The organism is Oceanicola sp. S124, from assembly GCF_000220565.1.
In the GTDB taxonomy this organism is placed as follows: domain Bacteria; phylum Pseudomonadota; class Alphaproteobacteria; order Rhodobacterales; family Rhodobacteraceae; genus Pseudooceanicola.
Map to the genome: position 1 here is coordinate 1 of NZ_AFPM01000167.1, position 23,568 is coordinate 23,568.

Consider the following 23,568-nt stretch of genomic DNA (forward strand, 5'->3'; position numbering starts at 1 on the left):
GCCGCGCGGGCCCTCGGGGTCGAGCGCGCCCTGCTGGCGGGCGAGGTCGAGGCGCTGTGCGACTGGGCGCAGGATCAGGATTTCGCGGAAGGCGAGGCCTTCGGTCATCCGCTGGTCATCGCCGCCGGAGTCAGCTTTGGCGCGCTCTTCGAGCCGCTCGGCTACTCATGGGTGCAAAGCGTCAGCGACGCCGGCGCGGTGCTGGCCCTGCAACGTGACGGATGGGAAATCACCCTTTCTCCGCTGACCATCCTGGCGGGCAATATCGAGACCGGCGAGACGCTGGACATCACCGAGATGGTCGAGAGGCTGCACGCCCGGATCGAGGGCATGATCGCCGCCGGAGAGGTCGTCCGGGACGCTGGCTGAGCCTTGGACAGGAGCCGCCCGTGCCACCTCGGCGGAAGGCCCCGCGCGGGCCCCTTTCTGCGTGTCATCCGCGTGACATTCCCCGGCGCGGCGGCTATAAAATCGGAACAGAGAAGAGGACGCCAGACGCATGTCGGACACCCCCGAGCAAACCCCCAGTTACGACGCAGGATCTATCAAGGTTCTCAAAGGCTTGGACGCGGTGCGGAAGCGTCCGGGCATGTATATCGGTGATACCGATGACGGCTCGGGCCTGCACCACATGATCTACGAGGCCGTGGACAACGGCATCGACGAGGCGCTTGGCGGATATGCCGACTTCGTGAAGGTCGTGATCCACGCCGACAACTCGGTTTCCGTGCGCGACAACGGGCGCGGCATTCCGGTGTCGATCCACCCAGAAGAGGGCGTCTCGGCGGCCGAGGTCATCATGACCCAGCTGCACGCGGGCGGTAAGTTCGACCAGAACTCCTACAAGGTCTCGGGCGGCCTGCACGGCGTCGGCATCTCGGTGGTGAACGCGCTCAGCGACTGGCTTGAGCTGCGCATCTGGCGCGATGGCAAGGAACACTACGTCCGCTTCGAGAACTCGGAAACCGTCGCCCCCCTGAAGGAGGTCGGCGAGGCCAATGGCGAGAAGGGCACCGAGGTGCGCTTCCTCTCCTCCGACAAGACCTTCTCGAACCTCGAATACAACTACGCCACGCTGGAAAAGCGCCTGCGCGAGCTGGCCTTCCTGAACTCGGGCGTGCGCATCGTGCTGGAAGATCACCGTCCCGCCGAGGCCCTGAAGACAGAGCTGTTCTACGAAGGCGGCGTGAAGGAATTCGTCAAGTATCTCGACCGCTCCAAGCAGGCGATGATCCAGGAGCCGATCTTCATCACCGGCGAGAAGGACGGCATCGGCGTCGAGGTGGCGATGTGGTGGAACGACAGCTACCACGAAACGGTACTGCCCTTCACCAACAACATCCCGCAGCGCGATGGCGGCACCCATATGGCGGGCTTCCGGGGCGCGCTGACCCGCACCCTGACCCGCTATGCGCAGGACAGCGGCGTCGCCAAGCGCGAGAAGGTCACCTTCTCGGGCGATGATGCGCGCGAGGGGCTGACCTGCGTGCTTTCGGTCAAGGTGCCGGACCCGAAGTTCAGCTCCCAGACCAAGGACAAGCTGGTCTCCTCCGAGGTGCGGCCCGTGGTCGAGACCCTGGTGGGCGAGAAGCTGTCCGAGTGGTTCGAGGAGAACCCCAACGAGGCCAGGATGATCGTCGGCAAGATCGTCGAGGCGGCGCTGGCCCGTGAAGCCGCCCGCAAGGCGCGCGAACTGACCCGGCGCAAGACGGCGATGGATGTGAACTTCCTCGCTGGGAAGCTGAAGGATTGCTCGTCCAAGGATGCGACCGAGACCGAGATCTTCATCGTCGAGGGTGACTCGGCCGGTGGCTCGGCCCAGACGGGTCGTGACCGGCGCACCCAGGCGATCCTGCCGCTGAAGGGCAAGATCCTGAACGTCGAGCGCGCCCGCTTCGACCGCATGCTGGGCAGCCAGGAGATCGGCAACCTCGTCATGGCGCTTGGCACCGGCATCGGGCGGGACGAGTTCAACGTCGACAAGCTGCGCTATCACAAGATCGTCCTGATGACCGACGCCGACGTCGACGGCGCCCACATCCGGACCCTGCTGCTGACCTTCTTCTATCGCCAGATGCCCGAGCTGATCGAGAAGGGCTATCTCTATATCGCGCAGCCGCCGCTCTACAAGGCCAGCCGCGGCAAGTCCGAGGTCTACCTGAAGGACCAGGCGGCGATGGACGACTACCTGATCGAACAGGGCACCGACGGCGCCCTGCTGCGCCTCGGCGACGGCACCGAGCTGGCCGGCGAGGACCTCAAGCGCGTGGTGCACGAGGCCCGGCAGCTGAAGCGCGTGCTGGATGCCTTCCCCACCCATTACCCGCGCCACATCCTGGAGCAGGCCGCCATTGCCGGGGCCTTCGTGCCCGGTGCCGTGGACGCCGACCTGCAGGGCGTGGCCGACAAGGTGGCCGCGCGCCTGGACCTGATCGCGCTGGAATACGAACGCGGCTGGCAGGGCCGGATCACCCAGGATCACGGCATCCGCCTGGCCCGCATCCTGCGCGGCGTGGAGGAGGTCCGCACCCTGGACGGCCCGATGCTGCGCTCGGGCGAGGCGCGCAAGACCGGCAGCTTCACCAAGTCCCTGCAAGAGATCTACAACGTCCCCGCCAACCTCGTGCGCAAGGACCGCAGCCAGCTCATCCACGGCCCGCTCGGCCTGCTCTCGGCCATCCTGTCCGAGGGCGAAAAGGGCCTGGCGATCCAACGCTACAAGGGCCTGGGCGAGATGAACCCGGAACAGCTCTGGGAAACCACGCTGGATCCCGACGCCCGCACCCTGCTGCGCGTCACCATCGACGACATGGCCGAGGCGGACGACCTGTTCACCAAGCTCATGGGCGACGTGGTGGAACCCCGGCGCGAGTTCATCCAGCAGAACGCCCTCAGCGTCGAGAACCTGGACTTCTGATCCACCACCTTCGCTGACCAACCCGGCCCGGGCCGCGCCAGAGACATCGGCGGCCCGGGCTTTTCTTTTGCCCGGCCCCGGGGCATGACCGGGGCCAGTGGGGCCTGCCGCCCGCCCCTCCGGCACCATGTCGCATTAGTTTTACAGCTTCGTCACGGCGCTGAAATCATCCCGGCCTACCTCGAAAACATCCGAATGAATGTGACGATGGGGTGGCAGGATGAGCGGCAACTGGCAGATGGCCCGGGCGTGGATCATGGACAGCATCGCCACGCGCGACCTGGCCCAGGGCGACAAGCTGCCGACCGAGCAGGAGCTGTCGCGGCAGATCGGCGTCGGGCGGCACTCGCTGCGCCGCGCCGTGGCCTCGCTGGCCGCCGAGGGGGTGCTTTCGGTCGAACAGGGGCGCGGCACCTTCGTGCGCGGCCAGCCCCGGATCAACTACCGCATCGGGCGGCGTACCCGCTTCCGCGAGAACCTGGAAAGCCAGGGCGTGAAACCCGGCGGAGAGACCATCACCGCCGACATCACCCCTGCCGAAGCCGACGTGGCGCAAGAGCTTTCGCTGCCGCCCGGCACGCCGGTGCACCGCATCCTCGGCCGGTCCCGCGCCGATGACCATCCGCTTGGCCTGAACCGCAGTTTCCATCCCGCCGAGCGCTTCCCCGACCTCGGCGCGAAGCGACAGAGCCGCATGTCGGTCACCGACATCTACGCCAGCTACGGCGTGACGGATTACCGCCGCCGCACCACCACCATCTACGCCCGCCTGCCCGAGAAATGGGAGGCCAAGCTGCTGGAGCAGCCCGCCGACCAGCCGGTCATCGTCATGTGCAAGACCGACGAGGACCTCTCGGGCATTCCCATCGGCTGGTCCGAGGCGATCTACGCCGCGGGCCGCATCCGTTTCACCCTCGATTTCCCGGAATAAGCCATGTTCGACCGCAACGGGGGCGAGATGCCCTCTGACGACCTGACCACCCTCGCCCGCGCCGATGCCGCACGCCTCAAGCTCCTGGCCGAAGAGATCCTGCCCCGGCTCAGGGACATGGAGGTGCTGAAAAGCGGCACCGGCCTCGTGATGCTGCCCATGCGCGACACGGTGCAGGGCGTGGAGTTCCACCTGGGCGAGGTTCTGGTGGCCGAGGCCCATGTCCGCCTGCCCTCGGGCACCGAGGGCTACGGCATGGTCACGGGGCGCGACATCGAACGCGCCATGGCCATGGCCCTGCTGGATGCCGCGCTCAGCGACGGCATCGCCGCCGACCGCATCCGCGCCTTCATCGAGGCAGAGACCCAGGCACAGCAGGCTGAGGACATCGCCACCCTGCGCCGGATCGAAGCCACCCGCGTCGACATGGAGACCTTCTGATGCTTGCCACCCCCCTGCCCGACGCCGAGGAAATCCGCGACAACGCCACCTTCGAGGCCGTGCTTGGCGCGCTCTCGCGTCCCGGCACTGTCCGCGACCTGCCGGACCCCGGCCCCCTCTGCATTGCGCTGGCGCTGCTGGACCGCGAATGCAAGGTGCATAGCCAGGACGAGACGCTCTCGGCCCGGATCGTCGCCACCGGCGCGGCCCTCGTGCCCGCGCCCGAGGCCGATCACGTCTTCATGGCCGCCGCCAGTGCCGAGGCGCTGGAGGTCATCGCGCGGCTCGACACCGGCTCGCACCTCTACCCCGACGACGGCGCCACGCTGATCGTCCCGGCGAAGATCGGCGAGGGCCAGGCCCTGCAACTGACCGGCCCCGGCATCAAGTCGGTCGAGCGCGTCTGCCTTGATGGCATCCACCCCGGCTTCTGGGCCCTGCGCGCCCGGCTCTGCGCCTACCCGCGCGGCATCGAGGTGCTGATCCACGACGGGGCCCGCCTGCTGGCCCTGCCCCGCTCCACCACAGTGACGGAGGTCTGAGACATGGCATATGTGGCAACACGCGGTGGCGAACGCGCCATCGAACAGAGCGAACGGCTCTACCGCGCCCAGATGGGCCGGATCAACGTCGCCCGCGTGGCCGAGATCGAGGCCGCCCTGCCCGCCCTCGTCGACCGGGTGATGGGCGAGGCCTCGCTTTACGCCCCTGACCTCGCCGCGCTGGCGCTGGCCCAGTCGGGCGGTGACCTTTACGAGGCGCTGCTGCTGCTGCGCGCCTGGCGCACCACCCAGCCCCGGCTGCAGATCGCCGAGGTTGTCGCGCCGGATGCCGGCTTCACCCACCGCCGTATCTCTGCCGCCTTCAAGGACATCCCCGGCGGCCAGATCCTTGGCCCGACGCTGGACTACGCGCACCGCCTGCTGGCGACCGAGGTGCTGGAAGACCAGCCCTACCAGCCCGCCGAGGTCGAGCCCTCCGCCAAGCCCGCCCCCGCCACGCATCCCTCACTGGCCGAATGGCAGCGCGCGCAGGGCCTGGTGACCGCGCCCGAGGCCGCCCCGGTGCCCCGCGACGAGATCCCCGACCTGACGCGCGAGCCGCTGCTCTTCCCCGCCAAGCGCGCCCATACGCTGCAAAGCCTGGCCCGCGCCGATACCGGCGGCACTCTGGCGCTTGGCTACTCGGCTATGCGCGGCTACGGCAACAGCCACCCCACGGTGAACGAGTTGCGCCTGTCCGAGGTCGAAGTGATGGTCGCCCACCCCGACGGGCGGCGCTTCTCGGCAGGTCGGGTGAAGACCTCCCAGGCCGAGGTGGTGACCACCAAGGGCAAGGGCGAACTGCGCCTCGGCTTCACCGCCACGCTGGGCTGGAACGAGGTCAAGTGCATCTCTGCCGCCACGCTGGATCTGAACGCGCCGGGGGCCGAGAAGAACTCTCCGGTCGAAGAGGAATTCTTCCTCTACCACACCGAGCCCGTCGAAAGCTCGGGCTTCTGCATCCACTTCAAGCTGCCCCACTACGTCACCTTCCAGTCCTCGCTGGACAACCTGCGCGCGGCGAAATCCGCCAAGGCGGAACAGGCGCAACCCACTGACAAGGAAGAGGAAACCGCATGAGCCTTTCCGAACTGACAGGCCGCTGGAAGGCGTTTTCCTATGGCTTCCTCGATCCTTCCGCCAAGCGAGAGCTGCGCCGAAAGATGATCAAGGCCGTCGCCGTGCCCGGCTGCCAGATGCCCTATGCCTCGCGCGAGGTGCCGATTGCACGGGGCTGGGGCACCGGCGGGCTTCAGGTGACGCTGACGCTTGTGAAGCCCGCCTCGGTGGTGAAGGTGATCGACCAGGGCGCCGATGACAGCGTCAACGCCGCCTCGATCCGCCGCTTCCTGTCCCGCGTCTCGGGTGCCTCGGAAACCTGGGACACGCTGGACGCCACCCTGATCCAGTCGCGCCACCGGATCCCCGAAGAGCGCCTGAGCCGCGACCAGATCCTGATCCTTCAGGTCCCCAACCCCGAGCCCCTGCGCGGGGTCGAGCCCAACATGTCCACCGCCCGCCAGATGCATGCCGATGCCGACTACGGGCGGATGTGGCTGCAGCTTTACGAACAGATGGTGCGGTCAGGCCGCGTGATGCTGGGCGCCTCCTACCCGGCGATGGTCAATGGCCGCCACGTCATGACCCCCTCGCCGATCCCCCGCTGGGACGTGAAGAAACTGCACATGGCCGAACACCTGACGATCCTCTCCGCCGGGCGTGAGAAGCGCATCTTCGCCGTGCCGCCCCATACCCGGGTCGAGCCGCTGGTCTTCGACGATGTGCCCTACAAGGTCGAGGATCACGCCAACCTCACCTGCGCCCGCTCCGGCGTCACCGGCTACTTCATGAACGAGATCCCGCAAGAGGACGGCTCGGCCGGCTACGAGGTCTCGGACAGCCATTTCGGCATCAAGGCCATCGACGCCCGCGACGGCGGCACACCGACGGTCGGGCAGACCTGGTACAAGAACGGAGAGCTGGCATGAGCGCCCTGATGAAAGAGGCCCCGCGCCTCGTCCGCACCCAGCCCCTGATGGAACTGTCGGGCCTGTCGAAAAGCTATGGCGATGTCCGCGCGCTGGATGACGTGTCTGCCCGTGTCTATCCGGGCGAAGTGCTTGGCATCGTGGGCGAATCCGGTTCCGGCAAGTCGACCCTGCTGCGCATGATGAACCTCGAGGAAAGCCCCGATACCGGCAGCTACCGGCTGGACCTGCCCGAGCTGCCCGAGGATCTGTTTGCTCTGGACCGCTTCGAGCGCCGGATGCTGCGCGCCCGGCGCATCGGCATCGTCTACCAGAACCCGCACCTTGGCCTGCTGATGAAACACTCCTCTTCCGGCAACGTGGCCGAGCGGCTGCTGGTCGCCGGGGAACGCCGCTTCGCCGTGCTGCGCGAGAAGGCGCAGGTGGCGCTTGAGGCCTCGGAATTCCCGATCCCCCGCATGGACGCCCCGCCGATCGAACTGTCGGGCGGCATGCAGCAGAGGGTCCAGCTGGCCAAGGCCATCGCGCTGGAACCCGCCGTACTGCTTCTGGATGAGCCGACGACGGGGCTGGATGTCTCGGTGCAGGCGCTGGTGCTGGATACGCTGAAGCGCCTGCAACAAGAGCGTCGCATCACCATGGTACTGGTCAGCCACGACCTTGGCGTGATCCGCACCATGGCCGACCGGGTGATGGTGATGCGCCATGGCCGGGTGATCGAAGAGGGCCTCGCCGACCAGGTCTTCCAGGACCCGCAGCACAACTACACCCAGCAACTTGTCCACGCGAAACTCTGAGGCCCCGATGACCACGATCCTGGATGTTCAAGGTCTGACCAAGACCTTCGAGATGCACCACCTGGGCCAGTCCCTGCCCGCCTTCGAGGACCTGTCCTTCACCCTGCACGCGGGCGAGTTCCTCTTGCTTTCGGGGCCCAATGGCGTCGGCAAGTCCACCCTTCTGCGCACCCTCTACCGCAGCTACCTGCCCGTCGCCGGGCACCTGTGGTTCCATTCCCGCGAGGGGGTCATCGACATGGCGAACGCCGCGGATATCGACGTGGCACACCTGCGCCGGACCGAGATCGGCTTCGTCACCCAGTTCCTCAACGCCCGGCCCCGTGTCGCGGCCGAGGATATCGTCGCCGAGCCGATGCGCCTTGCGGGATACGACCGGCAAGAGGCGCTGGAGCAGGCGCGGCACTGGCTGGCGGCCTTCGGGGTGAAGCCCGACCTTTGGCGCGCCTATCCGACGACCTTCTCGGGCGGTGAGCAGCAGAAGGTGAACCTGGCCCGCGCGCTCATCCTGCCGCAGCGGATGCTGCTGCTGGACGAACCGACGGCCTCGCTGGACAAGGGCGCCCGCGCGGCGCTGGTTGCCCGACTGGCCGAGCTGAAGGCGCAGGGCGTCGCCATGATCGGCGTCTTCCACCATCCGGGCGACGTGGCGGCGCTGATCGACCGCGAGATCCCCCTGAAACCCAAGACCCCTATCGAGGAGACTGCCGATGTGGCTCTCTGATTTTCGCGTCGTCCTGTCCGGCACCGTGCTGCCGCAGGGCTCTGTCCGTATCGAGGACGGCAAGATCGCCGAGCTGCGCGACACCCCCGTCCCCCATGCCGAGATCGACGGGCGGGGCCTGCTGCTGATGCCCGGCTTCATCGACATGCACGGCGACATGATCGAGCGCGAGGTAGAGCCGCGCCCGAACGTCACCATGCCTATGGAGCTGGGCCTGCGCGACCTTGACCGCCGCCTGAAAGTGTCCGGCATCACCACCGGCTATGCCGCCGTGTCCTTCACGCCGAAGTCGGTGCATGGGCACATGCGCAGCCATGCCCATTCCTCGCAAATGCTGCGCGACCTGAAGGCGATGCGCGGCGCGCTGAAGGTCGACCATCGCGTCCACACCCGCTTCGAGGTCAACTTCCCCGACGCGCTGGAGGTCATCGAAGAGCTGATCGCCAATGGCACCGCCGACCTGGTGTCCCTGATGGACCACACGCCGGGGCAGGGTCAGTACCGGAACCTCGAGAAGATCCGCGCCAATGCCATCCGCGCCGGGGCCACCCCCGAAGAGGCGGACGAGAACATCCAGCGCCGCATCGACATGCGGCTGGAGGCACAGGGCGACGTGGTCGCAACGCTGGCAGCCATCGCGCGGACCTGCGCGGCGCATGGCATCGCCGTGGCCTCGCATGACGACGACACCGTCGAGAAGGTGACGCTGATGCAATCGCTCGGGGCCACGATCTCGGAGTTCCCGGTGACGCTGGAAGCCGCCGCCGAGGCCAAGGCGCGGGGCCTGCTGACCGCCATGGGTGCGCCGAACGCGCTGCGCGGCGAAAGCTATTCGGGCAACCTTTCGGCGCGCGAGGCCTACCGCAACGGCCTGCTGGATATCCTGGCGGCCGATTACCACCCCTCGGCCATCCTGCCCGCCATCCTGGCGCTGGCGCCGATGCGCCCCGGCGGGCTGGCGGAATCGACCCGTCTGGCAACCCTGACCCCGGCCCGCGCGCTGCACCTGGACGATCGCGGAGAGATCGCGCCGGGCAAGCTGGCGGACCTTGTGATCGCCGACGACGAGGGCGTCGGCCATGTCCGCGCCACCCTGCGCCACGGCGCCTTCATCTTCTCGGATGGCAGCGTCAGCCAGACCCGCGCCGCCGTCGCCGCCCAGTAAGGACAGACCCATGACCCTTCCCGTGATCGGCGCCGCCCTCGGCGTCTCGGAACTCGCCACCTACCGCGACTGGCTTTTCGACAAGGACCGCGACCTGGAAATCCAGAGCTTCTCCAATCCCGAGTTGCTGATCTCGGGCGACTGGCAGGCCCTGGTGGACGAGGCGAAGCGGCAACTCGACGGTTTCGCCGGGCGCTATGGCATCCACGGCCCGTTCTGGGGGCTGAACTTCGCCAACCCCGACTCCGACATCCGCGCCCTCGTGGCCAAGCGCATGGCGCAGGGGCTGGACATCTGCGAGGCGCTTGGCGCGACGCATATGGTCATCCATTCGCCCTTCACCACCTGGGACCACCACAACCTGGCGACCTATCCCGGCGCCATGGAACGGCTGACAGCCTGGGTGCATGAAAGCCTTGGCGCTGCCGTGAAGCGAGCCGAAGATGCGGGCGTCACCCTGATGCTCGAGAACATCGAGGACATCGACCCCGCATGGCGCAAGGCGCTGGCCGAAAGCTTCGGCTCGGACGCCATCAAGCTGTCCATAGACACCGGGCATGCGCATTACGCCCATGGCTCGACCGGGGCGCAGCCGGTTGATTTCTACGTCCGCTCGGCGGGCGAGATGCTGGGCCATGTCCACCTCCAGGACGCTGACGGCTACGCCGACCGGCACTGGCAGATCGGCCGCGGCTCGATCCGCTGGCACGAGGTCTTCAAGGCGCTCGGAGAGCTGGAAACCAAGCCCCGCCTGATCCTGGAGCTGCGCGACAAGGCCGGCATCCTGCCCTCGATGGAGTGGCTGGAACGCGAGGGGCTGGGCCAGTAGCCCTTACCGCCGCTGAGTCCATTTCACCGTCGTCTCCCACGCCAGGGGGGCGGCGGTTTCCTTTTCGATATGCCGGGCGCAGATCTCTTCGAGGTCGCTCATCACCTGCCCCAGCCCGACACGCCGCACCAAAGACCAGACGGACGAGCGCGTCAGGTAGAAATCCACCACCCCGCGGAGGTCACGGGCCTCGGTCCAGCTGTAGGTGCGCGACCGGGCGGTCTTGAACCCCTCGACCGAGGACAGCTCGCGCACCGTCGGTTCGCGTTGCGCCGCGACCTCGCCGAAGGCCCCGGCAGTGCGGGAGGCAAGGGCGACATGGGCGGCGATCTCCTCGGTCAGCGGGCTCGGCACCATGCGGTTGCGCATCAGGGCCAGCACGGCGCCGGAGGCCATGACCCGGCGTGCCTCGGCGTAGAAGCCCGGCGCGTCGAACCAGTGGAAGGCGGAGCAGGCGACGACCAGACCGGCCGAGCCATCGGGCAGGGGCAGCGCCTCGGCGCGGCCGTCGGTGGCCTGCACCCGGGCATCATCGCGGAAGCTGCGGGCCAGCACGCGGCGCATGTCGCGCCCCGGCTCCACCGCCGTCACCAGCCAGCTTTCCGGCAGCGCGGCGCGCAGGGCCCGGGTCGAGGTGCCCGGCCCCGCGCCCACATCGACCGCCAGCGCCCGGTCCGAGGTGCAGAGCGGCAGCAGGTCGCGGAAGGCCCGGGCCGGATAGTCCGGCCGGTAGAGGGCATAGGCCTCGGCCAGCCCCTCGAAACGCTCCGCATGGACCGCCATCACACCGCCCCGAAGCGCCCCACTCCATGAGCCACCCGCCCCGCGCTGAGCGTCATCAGCACCTGCGGCGCGGCGCCCTCAGGCCAGTCCAGCAGCACCAGGTCGGCGCGTTGCCCCGGCGCGATCTCGCCCCGGTCGGGCAGGTTCGAGGCGCGCGCCGGGTTGGTCGAGACCAGCTTCCACAGATCCTGCAACGCCCCGCGCCCCTCGGCGTGCAGGCGGGCCACGGCGGCCAGCATGGCGGGGTAATAGTAGTCCGAGGCCAGGATATCGCAGAGCCCCGCGCTGACCATCTCGGCCGCGCCGGGCGATCCGATGTGACTGCCCCCGCGCAACACGTTGGGCGCCCCGAAGATGATGTGATCGCCCGCCGCCCGCGCGGCCTCGGCGGTGCGCAGGTTCATCGGGAATTCGCTGACGCGAGAGCCGAGGTCGCGGTAATAGGCGCGCGTCTCGACCTGGGTATCATCGTGGGACAACATCGAGGCCCCGGCGGCGCGGGCCGCCTCGGCCACGCGGGCGATGGCGGCGGGGACCTCGTCGCGCTTGGCCCAGGTGTCGCGCATCAGGGCGACGAACTCGGCGACCGGGATATCGGCACGGGCGGCGCGCTTCTCCATCTTCTTCGCGAAGGCGGCAGAGTGCATGTCGGTGATCGGATAGTCCGGCACCTGGTCGAAAGGGCGTTCCTGCAACGGCACCTCGGGCGAAAGCAGCCCCATGGTGGTGTGATCGTTGAAGGCGACCGAGGGCGTCAGCGGACCTGCCAGCATCTGCTCGATCAGGGGGATGGCCTCGAAACAGAAGGTCTCCCACCGCAGCTGCACGCGGTTCTCGACGGCGAACCGGGGGGCGAGGGCGGCCAGCGCCTCGGTGATCTGGCGGCCATGGGCGACAGAGCGCAGGCCCGGTTCCCAGCTTAGCGTCAGGGCATGGAAGGCGGTGGCAATGCCGTTGCCGGCCAGCTGACGGTCGGTCTCCAGCAGGGCGGTTTCCACCGGGAAGAAGACGCCGGGGCGCGGCATCAGCTGGCGCTCGAAGGCATCGCCGTGGATATCGACCAGCGCCGGCGCCAGAAGGCAGCCCGTCGCGTCGATCACCCGCGCGCCCTCCCGCGCCACGTCCAGCCCGGTGATCTGCCCGCCCTCGATCCGCACCGAGACCCGCTCGATCCCGCCCGGCAGGATGACCTCTGCGCCCTCGATCTCAATTGCCTGCATCATCGCCCCCAAGCCTTCAGCCTCATTGATCCGAATGAATGTCTAAGCCCTCTGCGTAACGGTTTCCCTGCGGATTTGTGACCCCTCCTTGACGGAGAGATTCGGGGTCATTCGGACAAATTGCCCCCTTCGGGGACGGCCCCGCGACAGCAGACCCCCAGGCAAGCCCTTGGAAAGGCGCGACATACGCAGGCGGATTTCACAAAACTGCAGCATCCCCTCAGTGCAATATTCATTCGGACGATGCCGGGACGTCACGGAACTGGGCGACGGTCCCGCCCATGGAAAACGCAACCCTGACCCTCACCTCCGTCACCCGCCGCTTCGGGGAAACCCGCGCGGTGGACAATGTGACCCTGACAGTCGAGCCCGGCCAGTTCGTCGGTGTCATCGGCCGCTCGGGCGCCGGCAAGTCGACGCTGCTGCGCCTGATCAACCGCCTGATCGATCCCAGCGAGGGGCAGATCACCTTCGGAGACCGCCAGATCACCGCCATGAAGGGCCGCGAGCTGCGCGCCTGGCGGCGGGACTGCGCGATGATCTTCCAGCAGTTCAACCTGGTCGAGCGTCTGGACGTGCTGACCAATGTGCTGGTCGGCCAGCTGGCCGGGCACGGGTTCCTCAACTCGATGACCATGCGCTTCTCGGACGCCGAGCGCGCCCGCGCCATCCAGGCGCTGAATCGCCTCGACATGGCGCCCAAGGCGCTGCAACGGGCCGGGACGCTTTCAGGCGGCCAGCAGCAGCGCGTCGCCATCGCCCGGGCGCTGGTGCAGGACCCGCGCATCATGCTGGCCGATGAACCCATTGCCTCGCTCGATCCGGGCAATGCCACCCGGGTGATGGAGGCGCTGCGCACCATCAACCGCGAGGACGGGCTGACCGTTCTGGTCAACCTGCACACCCTCGACACCGCCCGCGCCTATTGCGACCGCATCATCGCCATGCGCGAAGGCCGGATCTTCTTCGACGGCACCGCCGCCCAGCTGACCGATGATGTCGTCCGCGACATCTACGGCAGTGAAGGGCTGGCCGAGTTCAACGAGGCCGTCACCTCTACCTCGATTTCCAACCGTCAGGCCGCACGCGTTCCGGCCTGACCCTCACGCGCTGCAACTCCAGGGAGATCCCCATGAAACTGCTCAGCACTGCTGCCCTCGTCGCACTGATCGCCGCCCCCGCCATGGCCGACGGCTGGAAGGACGACTACCAGGTCGTCAAGTTCGGCATCCTCTCGGGTGAGAACGAGAAGGACCGCCTGATGCGCAACGAGCCGCTGCGCGCCTACCTCGAGAAGACGCTTGGCGTCGAAGTCGAGATGTTCACCGCCGGCAATTACGACGGCGTGATCCAGGCCATGGCCGCCGACCAGATCGAGGTCGCCTCCTTCGGCTCGTCCTCCTATGCCGCCGCCTACACCCTGACCGAGGGCGGTGTGCGCCCGACCCTGACCACCATCAAGAAGGACGGCAACACCGGCTACCGCTCCATCGTCGTGACCCGTTGCGACAGCGGCATCACGAGTCTGGAAGACGCCAAGGGCAAGGTCCACGCCTTCGCCGATCCCGACAGCACCTCGGGCTTCGCCGTGCCCTACTTCAACATGAAGGAACGTCTGGGCATCGACCCGGCCACCTACTTCTCGGCCATCCCCTTCGGCGGCAGCCACGAGGCCGATGTGCAGGGCGTCGTCAACGGCACCTTCGACACCGCCTCGACCTACCAGAACAACGACGCCGACGGCATCTACCAGCGCATGGAAACCAAGGGCATGATCGAGCCCGGCGTGGTCTGCAAGATCTGGGAAAGCCCCGAGATCACCTCGGGCCCCGTCACCTTCCGCACCAACCTGCCCGACGAGATGATCGAAGCGATCACCGAAGCCTACCTGTCGTTCCCGCAGGACGACCCGGAAGGCTACGCGCTCTATTCCTCCTTCGATCCGGAAGACCCGAACCCCTCCGTCGGCTGGACCCGCGTCGATCATGACCGCTACCAGTGGATCGTCGACATGCGCGACTGGCTGAAGCGCGAGCGTCGCGGCTCCTGATCGCCTGATACCGGGGCGGGTCCGTCATGGGCCCGCCCCTTCCCTTTTGCCGGATACCCCCATGACCGCCACAGCCGAGTTCACCGCCGCGCCGCCCCTGTCCGGCCCCTCTGCCATCGCCGCCTTCGAGCGTGACTTCGCGTTGCAGCGTCGCCGCGCGCGGGTGAACTGGGCCATCGGCGCCGTGCTTTTCTTCGCCGTCTTCCTGCTGACCGCCTGGCTGGGGGACTTCTTCAAGGTCACCCAGGTGACCCTGCGCGACGGCTCGCGCGAATGGCGCTGGATCATCGGCGCGGGCCTGCCGCGCCTCGGCGAATTCATCACCAAGACCTTCCCCGTATTGCGATGGGACAGCCTTGGCGCCGACCTGGCCGAATGGTTCTGGCGCTGGCAAACCTGGCTGCGCCTGCTGGTCGAGACCATCCTGATTGCCTTCATGGCCACGGTCTTCGGCGTCATCGGCGGCTTCCTGATCTCGTTCCCCGCCTCGCGCAACCTTTCGCCCAACCGCACCGTGCTGTGGACCGCCCGCCGCTTCCTTGAATTCGCCCGCACGGTGCCGGAACTGGTCTGGGCGCTGATCTTCGTCTTCTGCTTCTCGGTCGGACCCATGGCCGGCGTCATGGCCGTCGGGCTGCATGCCTGCGGCGCGCTCGGCAAACTCTACTCGGAAGTGAACGAGAACATCGACATGCGCCCGCTTGAAGGCGTGAAGGCCGCCGGCGGCACCTGGTTCGACCAGATCCGCTACGCCGTGGTGCCGCAGGTGCTGCCGAACATCATCAGCTACACGCTGCTGCGCTTCGAGATCAACGTGCGGTCTTCGTCGATCATCGGCTACGTCGGCGCGGGTGGCCTGGGCCAGGAGATCCGCACCGCCATGTCCTTCCAGGAATACACCGACCTCTCGGCGCTGTTCCTGATCATCCTCGTGACCGTGGTCGTCATCGACTTCGGCTCGGAAAAACTCCGCCATCGCATCATCGGCCTGGGAGAGCGTGACGCATGACCCCTGACATGACACCCGAACAGATCGCCGCCGCCAAGGCCGCCTATCCGACCGCCTTCCGCGCGCCGCTGAACCTCCGCCTGCGCCGCGCGGCGCTCTGGACCGGCTTCACCCTGCTCTTCTGCTACTGCCTCTGGGCCTTCGACTTTTCGCCCGCCCGCATCTGGACCGGCATCCAGCGCCTCGGCGACGTGCTGGGCTTCATGCTGCCCCCCTACATCTGGAAAAGCTGGGCCGAGTTCCTGCCCATTCTCGAGGGCCTCGGAGAGACCCTGTCGATGGCCTTCATGGGCACGCTCATCGGCGCCGTCTTCGCCTTCCCGCTGTCCTTCCTGGGCGCCAAGAACATCACCCGCTTCTGGCCCCTGCGCATGGGCGTGCGGCGCGGCTATGACGTGATCCGCGCCTTCGAGACGCTGGTGCTTGCGCTGATCTTCATCCGCGCCTTCGGCCTCGGCCCCCTCGCCGGGATCCTCGCCATCGCGGTTTCCGAGATCGGCACCTTCGCCAAGCTCTTCTCGGAAGCCATCGAGAACACCTCGGAAAAGCCGGTCGAGGGCATCAAGGCCTCGGGCGGGGCGCGGCTGCATCAGATCCGCTTTGCCGTGATGCCGCAGGTGATGCCCGTGATCTGGTCGATCCTGCTCTACAACTTCGAATCCAACGTCCGCTCGGGCACCATCCTGGGCATCGTCGGCGCGGGGGGCATCGGCTTCCTGTTGTCGGACCGCATCGCCGCCTACAAGTGGGACGAGGCCTGGTCGATCATCTTCCTGATCATCGCCATGGTCTATGTCATCGACTACCTCTCCGGCCTGATTCGCGCGCGGATCATCGGCCTCAACGAAGGGGCGGCCCGCTAGGGCGCCCGATGGAAAGACCGACATGTCTGCCAAGAAACTGACCGAAGCCCCGAACATCCACGACACCGCCACCGTGCTGAACTGCGAGCTGGGCCGCTGGACCGAGATCCACGCCAATGTGACGATGAAGGATGTCTCCTTCGGGGATTACTCCTACATCGTGAAGGACAGCTCTGCCGTCTGGTCCACCATCGGCAAGTTCTGCTCGATCGCGCAGGGGGCGCGAATCAACCCCGGCAATCACGCCACGTGGCGCGCCTCTCAGCACCATTTCACCTACCGGGCCGAGATGTTCGGGCTGGGCGAGGACGATCACGACTTCTTCCAGTGGCGCAAGGATCACTGGGTGACCATCGGCCATGATGTCTGGATCGGTCACGGGGTCACCGTGCTGGCAGGGGTCACCATCGGCACCGGCGCGGTGATCGGCGCGGGGGCGGTCGTTTCGAAGGACGTGGCGCCCTACGAGATCGTCGGTGGCGTACCGGCGAAGCACCTCAAGTGGCGTTTCACCCCCAGGCAGGCCGAGGCGCTGCAGGCCCTCGCCTGGTGGGACTGGAGCCACGACGACCTGCGCGACCGGCTGCCCGACATCCGCGCGCTCCCGATCGACGATTTCATCGCCAAATACGCCTGAGGGCGACAGGAAAAACCCCGCCTCCGATGGATGGGAGGCGGGGATCGGAAGACCCGTCAGTGGAGGAAACCTGGCCCGAAGGCCCGGGGGCCGAAGCTGGCGTAGGGTGGGAGATATCCCACCTTCCGCCGCCCTCCGGCCTCAGCCCGCCGCGCGTTGAGGCTGGGCGCCGTGTTCCATGGCCCAGTTGGCGCAGGCCTTGATGCCGCCCAGCGGGAAGAAGTGGATCTGCGCCGGCACCGCCTGGGCGCTCACGGCGGCCTCGGCGAAATCGGTCAGCACCTCGGTCGGCTCGTAGGGCAGCATCAGCTTGGTCACATCCATGGCCCGCTTCTGCAGTACCTTCAGCGAGGGGCCGACGCCGCAGGCGATGGCGAACTTGATCAGCGTCTGCAGCTTGGCCGGGCCGGCGATGCCCACATGCACCGGCAGCTCGACGCCCTCGGCGCGCAGGCGGGCAATCCAGTCCAGCACCGGCTGCGCCTCGAAGGCGAATTGCGTCGCGATGGCCATCTCGGCGTCGGTGCGCTCGGAAAACGCCTGCTTCCAGCGCAGAGCCTCGTCGACCATCCTGGTCGAGCCGTCGGCGTCGATGTCCTTGTTGCCCTCGGGGTGGCCCGCCACGTGCAGCCGCTTGAAGCCATGGGCATCGAACAGCCCGGTCTCCATCAGCTGCATCGAGGAATGGAAATCGCCATGCGGCTTGTCCACGCCCCCGGCCAGCAGCAACGCCTGGTCGACACCGGCCTCGCCCTGGTAGCGCTTGATCCAGTCTTCAAGCGTCGCCTTGTCCCTGATGATCCGCGCCGGGAAGTGCGGCATCACCGGGAAACCCTCGTCCGAGAGGCGCTTCGCGGTGGCGACCATCTCGTCGATCGGGGTGCCCTCGATATGGGCGATGTAAACGCGGGTACCCGCGGGCAGGAGGGTGCGGAAGTCTTCCACCTTGGCGGCGGTGCGGGGCATCACCTCGATGGAATAGCCCTGCAGGATCTCATGCAGCCCGGCGCCAGAGGGGGCGCCTCCCTTGTCGCGACGACCGATGAAAGAAATCATGTGCTGCATCCTCCTCCAAAATGCTGAGGTCAATGTATACATTGATTGGGCCTCCTTTCAAGGGCGATGCGTCAAAACAGGGATAGCAGGCCGAACGCCGCCATGGAAGAAGGCGCGATGTATTCACGAAAACGGGGGCCGCAGCCCCCGTCCCCATTCTCTCAACTGGCCTGAGCGGCCTATTGCATCATCGTGTTGGGCAGGATCAGCGAAATCTGCGGGAAAGCGACCAGCAGCACCAGCGTCAGCAGCATCGCCAGCCAGAAGGGCGTCACCCCGGCGAAGATCCGGCCAAGCGGCACGTCCCGCGCCACCGACTTGACGATGAAGACGTTGACCCCGACCGGCGGAGAGATCAGCCCCATCTCGAGCGTCAGCACCACCAGCACGCCGAACCAGATCGGATCCATGCCCAGCTGGGTGATCACCGGGAAGTAGATCGGCATGGTCAGCACCAGCATGGCGAAGCCTTCCAGGAAGCAGCCCAGCACCAGATAGGTCAGCAGGATCAGCCCCAGGATCACCAGCGGGCCGACATCCAGCCCGGCCAGGAATTCTCCGACCAGCGAGGGGATATGGGTCAGCGCCAGGAAGGGGTTGATCAGATGCGCCGCGATCAGGATCAGCATCACCGTCGCCGTGGTGACAACGGAGTCCTTGGCGGCCTCCCAGAAGCGGGCGAAGGTCAGATTGCCCTGCAGCAGGCCAATGATCACCACCAGGCCAGCGCCGACGGCAGAGGCCTCGGTGGGCGAGAAGAAGCCGGTATAGATGCCGCCGATGGTCAGGATCACCACGCCAAGCACCGGCAGGGCGCCGACCATGGCCTGTGCCTTCTCCGACAGGGTGGTCTTCGGACCCTCGGGCCCGAAACTGGGCCAGATCCAGCAGAGGATCGAGATCGTGGCGATGAACATCGCCAGCAGCAGCAGGCCCGGCAGCACGCCCGCAAGGAACAGCCGCCCGATGCTCTGCTGGGTCAGGATGGCGTAGATCACGAAGCCGGTCGAGGGCGGGATCAGGATCCCCAGCGTGCCGCCCGCCGCGACGACCCCGGTCGACAGCCGGTTGTCGTAGTTGAAGCGGTCCATCTGGTCCAGCGAGACCTTGCCCATGGTCAGCGCCGAGGCCACCGAAGACCCCGACAGCGCGGCAAAGCCCGCGCAGCCCAGCACCGTGGCCGAGGCCAGCCCACCGCGCAGCCGCCCGATGATCGCATAGGCCGCATCGTAAAGCCGCGCCGACATGCCGGTGACCGAGGCGACGTTGCCCATCAGGATGAACAGCGGCACCACCACCAGCTCGGCCGATGAGGCGAGGGTGAAGCTCTCCGAGGCCAGCAGGCTCATCGCGGAATTGAGGTCGCGCAGCACCCAGATGCCGACGAAGCCGACAGCGAACATGGCCAGCGCCACGGGGATGCGCAGCACCAGCAGCACCAGCAGGATGATCATCCCGACGAGGCCGATCATTTCTCCGCTCATTCACGGATCTCCTTCTCGGCCCGGGCGCGGCGGCCGCCAAGCGTCAGCTCGATGGCGCGCAGCAGCATCCCGAAGGCCGTGACCAGCGCCAGCACGGACAGCGCCCACTGGAAGTACCATTTCGGCAGGTTCACGATATTGGTCGACAGCTTCAGCATCTGCGACAACTTCGAGGACTCGTAGACCGTGTAGGCAATGCCGACGAAGATCGCGGCCCCCAGCAGGGCGGCGAAGATGTCCATCACGTGATTCAGGCGGTCGGGAAAGCGGGCCTCGAAGATATCCACCGAGACATGTCCGCCCAGCTTGTCACAAAGCGCCATGCCACCGAAGACGATGATCACCATGCCCATCTGGGTGTAATCCTGCCCGCCGTTCAGCGGAGCGCCGAAGGTCCGGCCCACAACGTCGACCAGGACCACCAGGGTGACAAAGATCAGACCAAGCGTTCCAACGAAAGCGGACAGGCTGATGAGCCCGTCCGCGATCTTCCTGAGAGATGCCAGCATCGGCGCCTCTTATTCGCCGCTCATCGCGGCAAAGACGTCTTCGGCACCCAGCTCTTCGACCAGCGCGGCCGTCAGCGGGGCGGTGACCTCGTCGAAGGCAGCGGCCTCTTCGGCGCTCAGCGTGATGACGGTCTTGCCGGAATCCGCTTCGAGGCTGGCGATGGTCTCGTTCGCGACGCGGTTCCAGGCATCCTCGGCGCTCTTGGACAGGGGCTCACCGGCGATCGTGTCGATGGCGGCCTGCTGCTCGGCGGTCAGACCGTCGAAACGGGCCTGGTTCATCACCACGTAGAAGGTCAGGCGACCCAGCGGAGCGCCGACGGTGTAGGAGTTCGCGACCTCGTTCAGCTTGAAGTCCGAGATGGCCGAGGCGCCGGTGATCACACCGTCGATCAGGCCGGTCTGCAGCGCGTTGTAGATCTCGCCCGCAGGCATCTGCACCGGGGTGGCGCCCATGGCCTCGACCATGGCGGCCGAGGTCGAACCGGCGACGCGGATCTTCAGGCCGGCAATGTCGGCGGGGCTGCGGACATCCTTGTCCTTCATGATGAAGACGTTGGGCTCGGAGGTCCAGACGGCCAGCGGCTTGGTGGCCGGGAACTCGTCCCTGATCAGGTCCATGGCGGCCCAGATGCCCGGGTAGCCCGGCTCGCCGTCGGCGATGACGCCCGGCATTTCGGCGATCATGGTCTTCTGGAACTGCGACGAGGTGTAGCCCGGCAGGCCCCAGACGATATCGGCGACGCCCTGCACGACGCGGACGTACTGTTCCAGCGGGCCCTTGCCCAGCTCGCCACCCGGGTAGGCGCGCACGGTCAGGTCACCGCCGGTGGCTTCGGACACGGCCTCGTTCAGCGGCTCGACGACCGAGGCGGTCAGCGTATGCGCGGGCGGCACGAAGTGGGCGAAGGACAGCTCTTCGGCCTGCGCCGAAACGCCGCCGAGAAGAAGCGCGCCGGCACATGCCAGCGAAGAAATCTTGGTACGGATCATGGTCTACCTCCCAGCTAACCCGGGGCACCCTGCCTCACTCCCTGGCAAGTTGCCATCCCGGTCCATGTGTACACAGAATAGGGAAAACGGCACGGAAGGCGAATAAAATCGGTTTGATATACCGCTTTCTTTCCGTGCCGGACCCTGGCGCGCATACATCGCGCCAAGGCCCTGCTTGCAAACGGCAAATCCCGGCAGAATCACGCTGCCGGGACAGAAACCGGGCCTCAGCCCTTGGTGCGCCAGCTGTCCGCGTAGTTTTCGCGGGCTTCGCTGGCGTAGGGGGTCGGCGAGACGCGAACGCGGATCTCGGCCTGGCGGTGCTTCTCGGTCGAGGTCTTCTGGGTCTCTTCCGGCTCGCCCCACTTCAGGGTCAGCACGTCGCCGACCTGCACGTCCTGCGCGACCACACCCAGCGAGAGCACGCGGCGCTCGTTGTAGGAGTAGCCGTTGAACATCGACATGCCGACCATCTTGTCGCCGTTCATCACCATGTCGGCCGAGGACGAGGCGTAGTTCGGCTGCGGGAAGTCGATCCACTTGTAGGGAACGCCGTCCTCGAAGTTCGAGGCGATGACCTTCAGCACGTCTTCCGGGTTCCACTCGAAGGTGACCTTCTTGCGGTTGGAGGGCGCGTCCTTCAGCTTGGTCAGGGCGTCCTTGCCGATGAAGTCGTCCTTCTTCCAGCCGATGTAGAAGCCGTAGCCCAGTTCGAACGGGTTGGTGTAGTAGTCCTCGATGTTCGACGACACGTAGGAACCACCGATCGAGCCAACGGCTTCGTAGGCGTCAGCGCCCAGCCAGTCGCGGTATTCGTTCATCATGCCGTCGCCGGTGTAGATGCCGGGCAGCGGCGAGGGGATCCAGCCGGATTCCAGGGTGTTGGTCGAGTAGGCGCGCGAACCGACGCGGCGCAGGTCGACGCCGACCTTGGCAGCGGCTTCGAGAATGGTGGACAGGATGTAGTCCTTGTCCTTGTAGGGGCCCCAGATCTCGAGGCCCGGCGCGCCGGCCATGCCGTGACGCAGCGCCTGCACCTTGCGGGAGCCGATGTTGATCCAGTCGACGTTGAAGAACTTGATCTCGGGGACCGGGCCGCCGTTGATCTCGGTGAAGATCTTGTCGGCGTCGGGGCCCTGGATCTGGAAGCGGTAGTGGGTGCGCAGGACGCGTTCGCCCTCGGGGCGCGAATCAGAGCGCGGGTCGTGGTGGACGCGGACGTTCCACTTGCCGATGGCAGCCTGGAACTTGGTCCAGTTTGCGGTCGGCTGACGGCCGACGAGGACGAATTTATCCTCGCGCTCGCGGAAGATGATCATGTCGCCGATGACGTGGCCGGCGGGGGTGACCGGCACGAAGTGCTTCGCCTTGTTCAGGTCGAAGTTCTTGAAACCGTTGATGCCGACATAGGCCAGGAAGGCCTCGGCGTCAGGGCCTTCGACGATCAGCTCGTCCATGTGGTGCGACTGGTCGAAGAGCACGGCGGTGTCGCGCCAGGCCTTCTGTTCGCTGCGCCAGTTGGAGAACTCGGGGGCGACGACCGGATAGACATAGATGCCGCTGCGGGAATTGCGCAGCAGCTCCACCGGGTTCCCGGCAGCCGCGATCACCGAAGAGAGATTCTGATTGGCCATGTGAGGCTCCTCCCAAAACACATGTGAATGTATACATGGGATCGCGAGTTGCGCGGCAAAAAGCAAGAGGAAATTCTGCGCACCCCCAGGATGGGATGCGCTGATTTCAGCCGGTCAGCCTTTTTTGGTTGATCGAATGGGGGCTATTTTTCTGCCGGAGAGACCAGCTCCAACCCCGGAACGGTGGTCACTTCGCTGTGCTCAGTCGAAAAAATGTATTCAAGGTTACGACGCGCGGCGAGGGCATGTTCGCGTGCGAGGGCCTCGGCCCGGGCGCCCTCGCGGGCGGCGATGGCGGCGACCAGTTCGCGGTGCTGCTCCTGCCCGATGGAGAGCGAGCGGCGGAAGGCCGACAGGCGGCTTTCGTTGGGCAGGAAGGCCGAGGGCGAGGCGAAGGGCAGGCTTTTGACCCGCGCCAGCTCGCGCTCGAAGGTCAGCGATCCGGGCAGGGCGGCAAGGGCGTCGTGGAACTGGCTGTTCAGGTCCGAATAGGCTTCGAAGTCGACCTCCGAGGGATCGTCGCCGAAGACACCATCCAGCCTGCGCACGATCTCGGTGATCTCGCGCAGCTTGGCATCGCTGGTGCCACGCTCGGCCGCCAGCCGGGCCACCGTGCCCTCAAGCAGCCCGCGCAATTCCAGCGTGTCCAGCACATCGGCATAGGCGAAGCTGCGCACCATGAAGCCGCCATTGGGCGCGCGCTCGAGCAGGCCCTCTTCGGCCAGGCGCGACATGGCTTCGCGTACCGGGGTGCGAGAAATCTGCAGATCCTCGGCCATGGCGACCTCGAACAGCCGGGTGCCGCCGGGCAATTCGCCCTTGGTGACCCGCTGACGCAGCGCCATCAGGGCGCGCATCGTATGGGTCTTTGCACTGGTCTGCGATGCCATGAGCCTCTCCTGCCGGTTGATCCCTCTGTATACACTGCCCCCAAGCTGCGCCAAGCCCCTGCGCAGCCCGGGCCGGGGAGCTGTGTGATTCGTGGGCATGGCCCAT

At 66.7% G+C, this 23,568-nt stretch carries 24 protein-coding genes; 16 read left to right on the forward strand and 8 right to left on the reverse strand.

The features are described from left to right. The 11 genes from OS124_RS27455 to OS124_RS0111750 form a co-directional block, all read left to right on the forward strand. A partial coding sequence (locus OS124_RS27455; RefSeq protein ID WP_010139823.1) for a hypothetical protein occupies positions 1-369 on the forward strand: 369 nt, incomplete at its 5' end. A 130-nt stretch (positions 370-499) separates the two neighbouring features. After that, entirely contained in the window at positions 500-2,917 is a 2,418-nt protein-coding gene (gene gyrB / locus OS124_RS0111705; protein WP_010139825.1) for a DNA topoisomerase (ATP-hydrolyzing) subunit B, read from the forward strand. A gap of 220 nt (positions 2,918-3,137) precedes the next feature. Beyond that, complete coding sequence (gene phnF / locus OS124_RS0111710; RefSeq protein WP_010139826.1) at positions 3,138-3,848, forward strand: phosphonate metabolism transcriptional regulator PhnF; 711 nt, start codon at positions 3,138-3,140, stop codon at positions 3,846-3,848. 3 nt (positions 3,849-3,851) lie between these two features. Beyond that, on the forward strand, positions 3,852-4,289 hold the full coding sequence (phnG, locus tag OS124_RS0111715; protein WP_010139827.1) for a phosphonate C-P lyase system protein PhnG: 438 nt from the start codon (positions 3,852-3,854) through the stop codon (positions 4,287-4,289). Next, positions 4,289-4,831: a phosphonate C-P lyase system protein PhnH gene (gene phnH, locus OS124_RS0111720; protein WP_010139828.1), complete on the forward strand. Its 543-nt coding sequence runs from the start codon at positions 4,289-4,291 to the stop codon at positions 4,829-4,831. The genes phnG and phnH overlap by 1 nt, the downstream gene beginning before the upstream one ends. A 3-nt stretch (positions 4,832-4,834) precedes the next feature. Continuing rightward, positions 4,835-5,911 carry a carbon-phosphorus lyase complex subunit PhnI gene (locus OS124_RS0111725; RefSeq protein ID WP_010139829.1) on the forward strand — a complete coding sequence of 359 codons (1,077 nt, stop codon included), beginning with the start codon at positions 4,835-4,837 and terminating at the stop codon, positions 5,909-5,911. Further along, positions 5,908-6,819: an alpha-D-ribose 1-methylphosphonate 5-phosphate C-P-lyase PhnJ gene (locus tag OS124_RS0111730; protein ID WP_010139830.1), complete on the forward strand. Its 912-nt coding sequence runs from the start codon at positions 5,908-5,910 to the stop codon at positions 6,817-6,819. The genes OS124_RS0111725 and OS124_RS0111730 overlap by 4 nt, the downstream gene beginning before the upstream one ends. After that, on the forward strand, positions 6,816-7,616 hold the full coding sequence (locus tag OS124_RS0111735) for an ATP-binding cassette domain-containing protein (protein WP_010139831.1): 801 nt from the start codon (positions 6,816-6,818) through the stop codon (positions 7,614-7,616). The genes OS124_RS0111730 and OS124_RS0111735 overlap by 4 nt, the downstream gene beginning before the upstream one ends. 7 nt (positions 7,617-7,623) lie before the next feature. Beyond that, a complete protein-coding gene (locus OS124_RS0111740; protein WP_010139832.1) occupies positions 7,624-8,340 on the forward strand; it encodes a phosphonate C-P lyase system protein PhnL in 717 nt (238 codons plus the stop codon). Beyond that, positions 8,327-9,505 carry an alpha-D-ribose 1-methylphosphonate 5-triphosphate diphosphatase gene (locus tag OS124_RS0111745; RefSeq protein WP_010139833.1) on the forward strand — a complete coding sequence of 393 codons (1,179 nt, stop codon included), beginning with the start codon at positions 8,327-8,329 and terminating at the stop codon, positions 9,503-9,505. The genes OS124_RS0111740 and OS124_RS0111745 overlap by 14 nt, the downstream gene beginning before the upstream one ends. A gap of 10 nt (positions 9,506-9,515) precedes the next feature. After that, positions 9,516-10,334: a sugar phosphate isomerase/epimerase family protein gene (locus tag OS124_RS0111750; RefSeq protein ID WP_010139834.1), complete on the forward strand. Its 819-nt coding sequence runs from the start codon at positions 9,516-9,518 to the stop codon at positions 10,332-10,334. A gap of 3 nt (positions 10,335-10,337) precedes the next feature. Here OS124_RS0111750 and OS124_RS26085 read toward each other — a convergent pair whose 3' ends face one another. Together OS124_RS26085 and OS124_RS0111760 are read right to left on the reverse strand one after the other, a co-directional pair. Continuing rightward, positions 10,338-11,117 (reverse strand): class I SAM-dependent methyltransferase, encoded by a 780-nt coding sequence (locus OS124_RS26085; RefSeq protein ID WP_010139835.1) that lies wholly within the window; start codon positions 11,115-11,117, stop codon positions 10,338-10,340. Further along, the gene (locus OS124_RS0111760) at positions 11,117-12,340 is read right to left on the reverse strand and encodes an alpha-D-ribose 1-methylphosphonate 5-triphosphate diphosphatase (protein WP_010139836.1); all 1,224 of its coding nucleotides are present in this window, start codon (positions 12,338-12,340) and stop codon (positions 11,117-11,119) included. Before OS124_RS0111760 ends, OS124_RS26085 begins: the two co-directional genes overlap by 1 nt. A gap of 278 nt (positions 12,341-12,618) precedes the next feature. Between OS124_RS0111760 and phnC the strand changes: the two genes are divergently transcribed. The 5 genes from phnC (at position 12,619) to OS124_RS0111785 (ending at position 16,896) form a co-directional block, all read left to right on the forward strand. Further along, a complete protein-coding gene (phnC, locus tag OS124_RS0111765) occupies positions 12,619-13,437 on the forward strand; it encodes a phosphonate ABC transporter ATP-binding protein (RefSeq protein WP_010139837.1) in 819 nt (272 codons plus the stop codon). Positions 13,438-13,469: 32 nt separating this feature from the next. Next, complete coding sequence (gene phnD / locus OS124_RS0111770) at positions 13,470-14,387, forward strand: phosphonate ABC transporter substrate-binding protein (RefSeq protein WP_010139838.1); 918 nt, start codon at positions 13,470-13,472, stop codon at positions 14,385-14,387. Between the two features lie 61 nt (positions 14,388-14,448). Further along, complete coding sequence (gene phnE / locus OS124_RS0111775) at positions 14,449-15,396, forward strand: phosphonate ABC transporter, permease protein PhnE (protein WP_010139839.1); 948 nt, start codon at positions 14,449-14,451, stop codon at positions 15,394-15,396. After that, a complete protein-coding gene (gene phnE, locus OS124_RS0111780) occupies positions 15,393-16,259 on the forward strand; it encodes a phosphonate ABC transporter, permease protein PhnE (RefSeq protein WP_010139840.1) in 867 nt (288 codons plus the stop codon). The genes phnE (OS124_RS0111775) and phnE (OS124_RS0111780) overlap by 4 nt, the downstream gene beginning before the upstream one ends. A 22-nt stretch (positions 16,260-16,281) precedes the next feature. Then, entirely contained in the window at positions 16,282-16,896 is a 615-nt protein-coding gene (locus OS124_RS0111785) for a DapH/DapD/GlmU-related protein (protein WP_010139841.1), read from the forward strand. A 141-nt stretch (positions 16,897-17,037) separates the two neighbouring features. Here the strand turns inward: OS124_RS0111785 and OS124_RS0111790 are convergent, their stop codons facing one another. The 6 genes from OS124_RS0111790 to OS124_RS0111815 all read right to left on the reverse strand — a co-directional run bounded on the left by OS124_RS0111790 (position 17,038) and on the right by OS124_RS0111815 (position 23,462). Then, a complete protein-coding gene (locus OS124_RS0111790) occupies positions 17,038-17,952 on the reverse strand; it encodes a hypothetical protein (RefSeq protein ID WP_010139843.1) in 915 nt (304 codons plus the stop codon). 179 nt (positions 17,953-18,131) lie between these two features. Beyond that, on the reverse strand, positions 18,132-19,436 hold the full coding sequence (locus OS124_RS0111795) for a TRAP transporter large permease (protein WP_010139844.1): 1,305 nt from the start codon (positions 19,434-19,436) through the stop codon (positions 18,132-18,134). Beyond that, positions 19,433-19,945 (reverse strand): TRAP transporter small permease, encoded by a 513-nt coding sequence (locus OS124_RS0111800; RefSeq protein ID WP_010139845.1) that lies wholly within the window; start codon positions 19,943-19,945, stop codon positions 19,433-19,435. The genes OS124_RS0111795 and OS124_RS0111800 overlap by 4 nt, the downstream gene beginning before the upstream one ends. Positions 19,946-19,954: 9 nt before the next feature. Continuing rightward, the gene (locus tag OS124_RS0111805) at positions 19,955-20,938 is read right to left on the reverse strand and encodes a TRAP transporter substrate-binding protein (protein ID WP_010139846.1); all 984 of its coding nucleotides are present in this window, start codon (positions 20,936-20,938) and stop codon (positions 19,955-19,957) included. A 227-nt stretch (positions 20,939-21,165) separates the two neighbouring features. Next, complete coding sequence (gene ligM, locus OS124_RS0111810; protein WP_010139847.1) at positions 21,166-22,572, reverse strand: vanillate/3-O-methylgallate O-demethylase; 1,407 nt, start codon at positions 22,570-22,572, stop codon at positions 21,166-21,168. 143 nt (positions 22,573-22,715) lie between these two features. Next, complete coding sequence (locus OS124_RS0111815) at positions 22,716-23,462, reverse strand: GntR family transcriptional regulator (protein ID WP_010139848.1); 747 nt, start codon at positions 23,460-23,462, stop codon at positions 22,716-22,718. Positions 23,463-23,568: the final 106 nt, after the last annotated feature.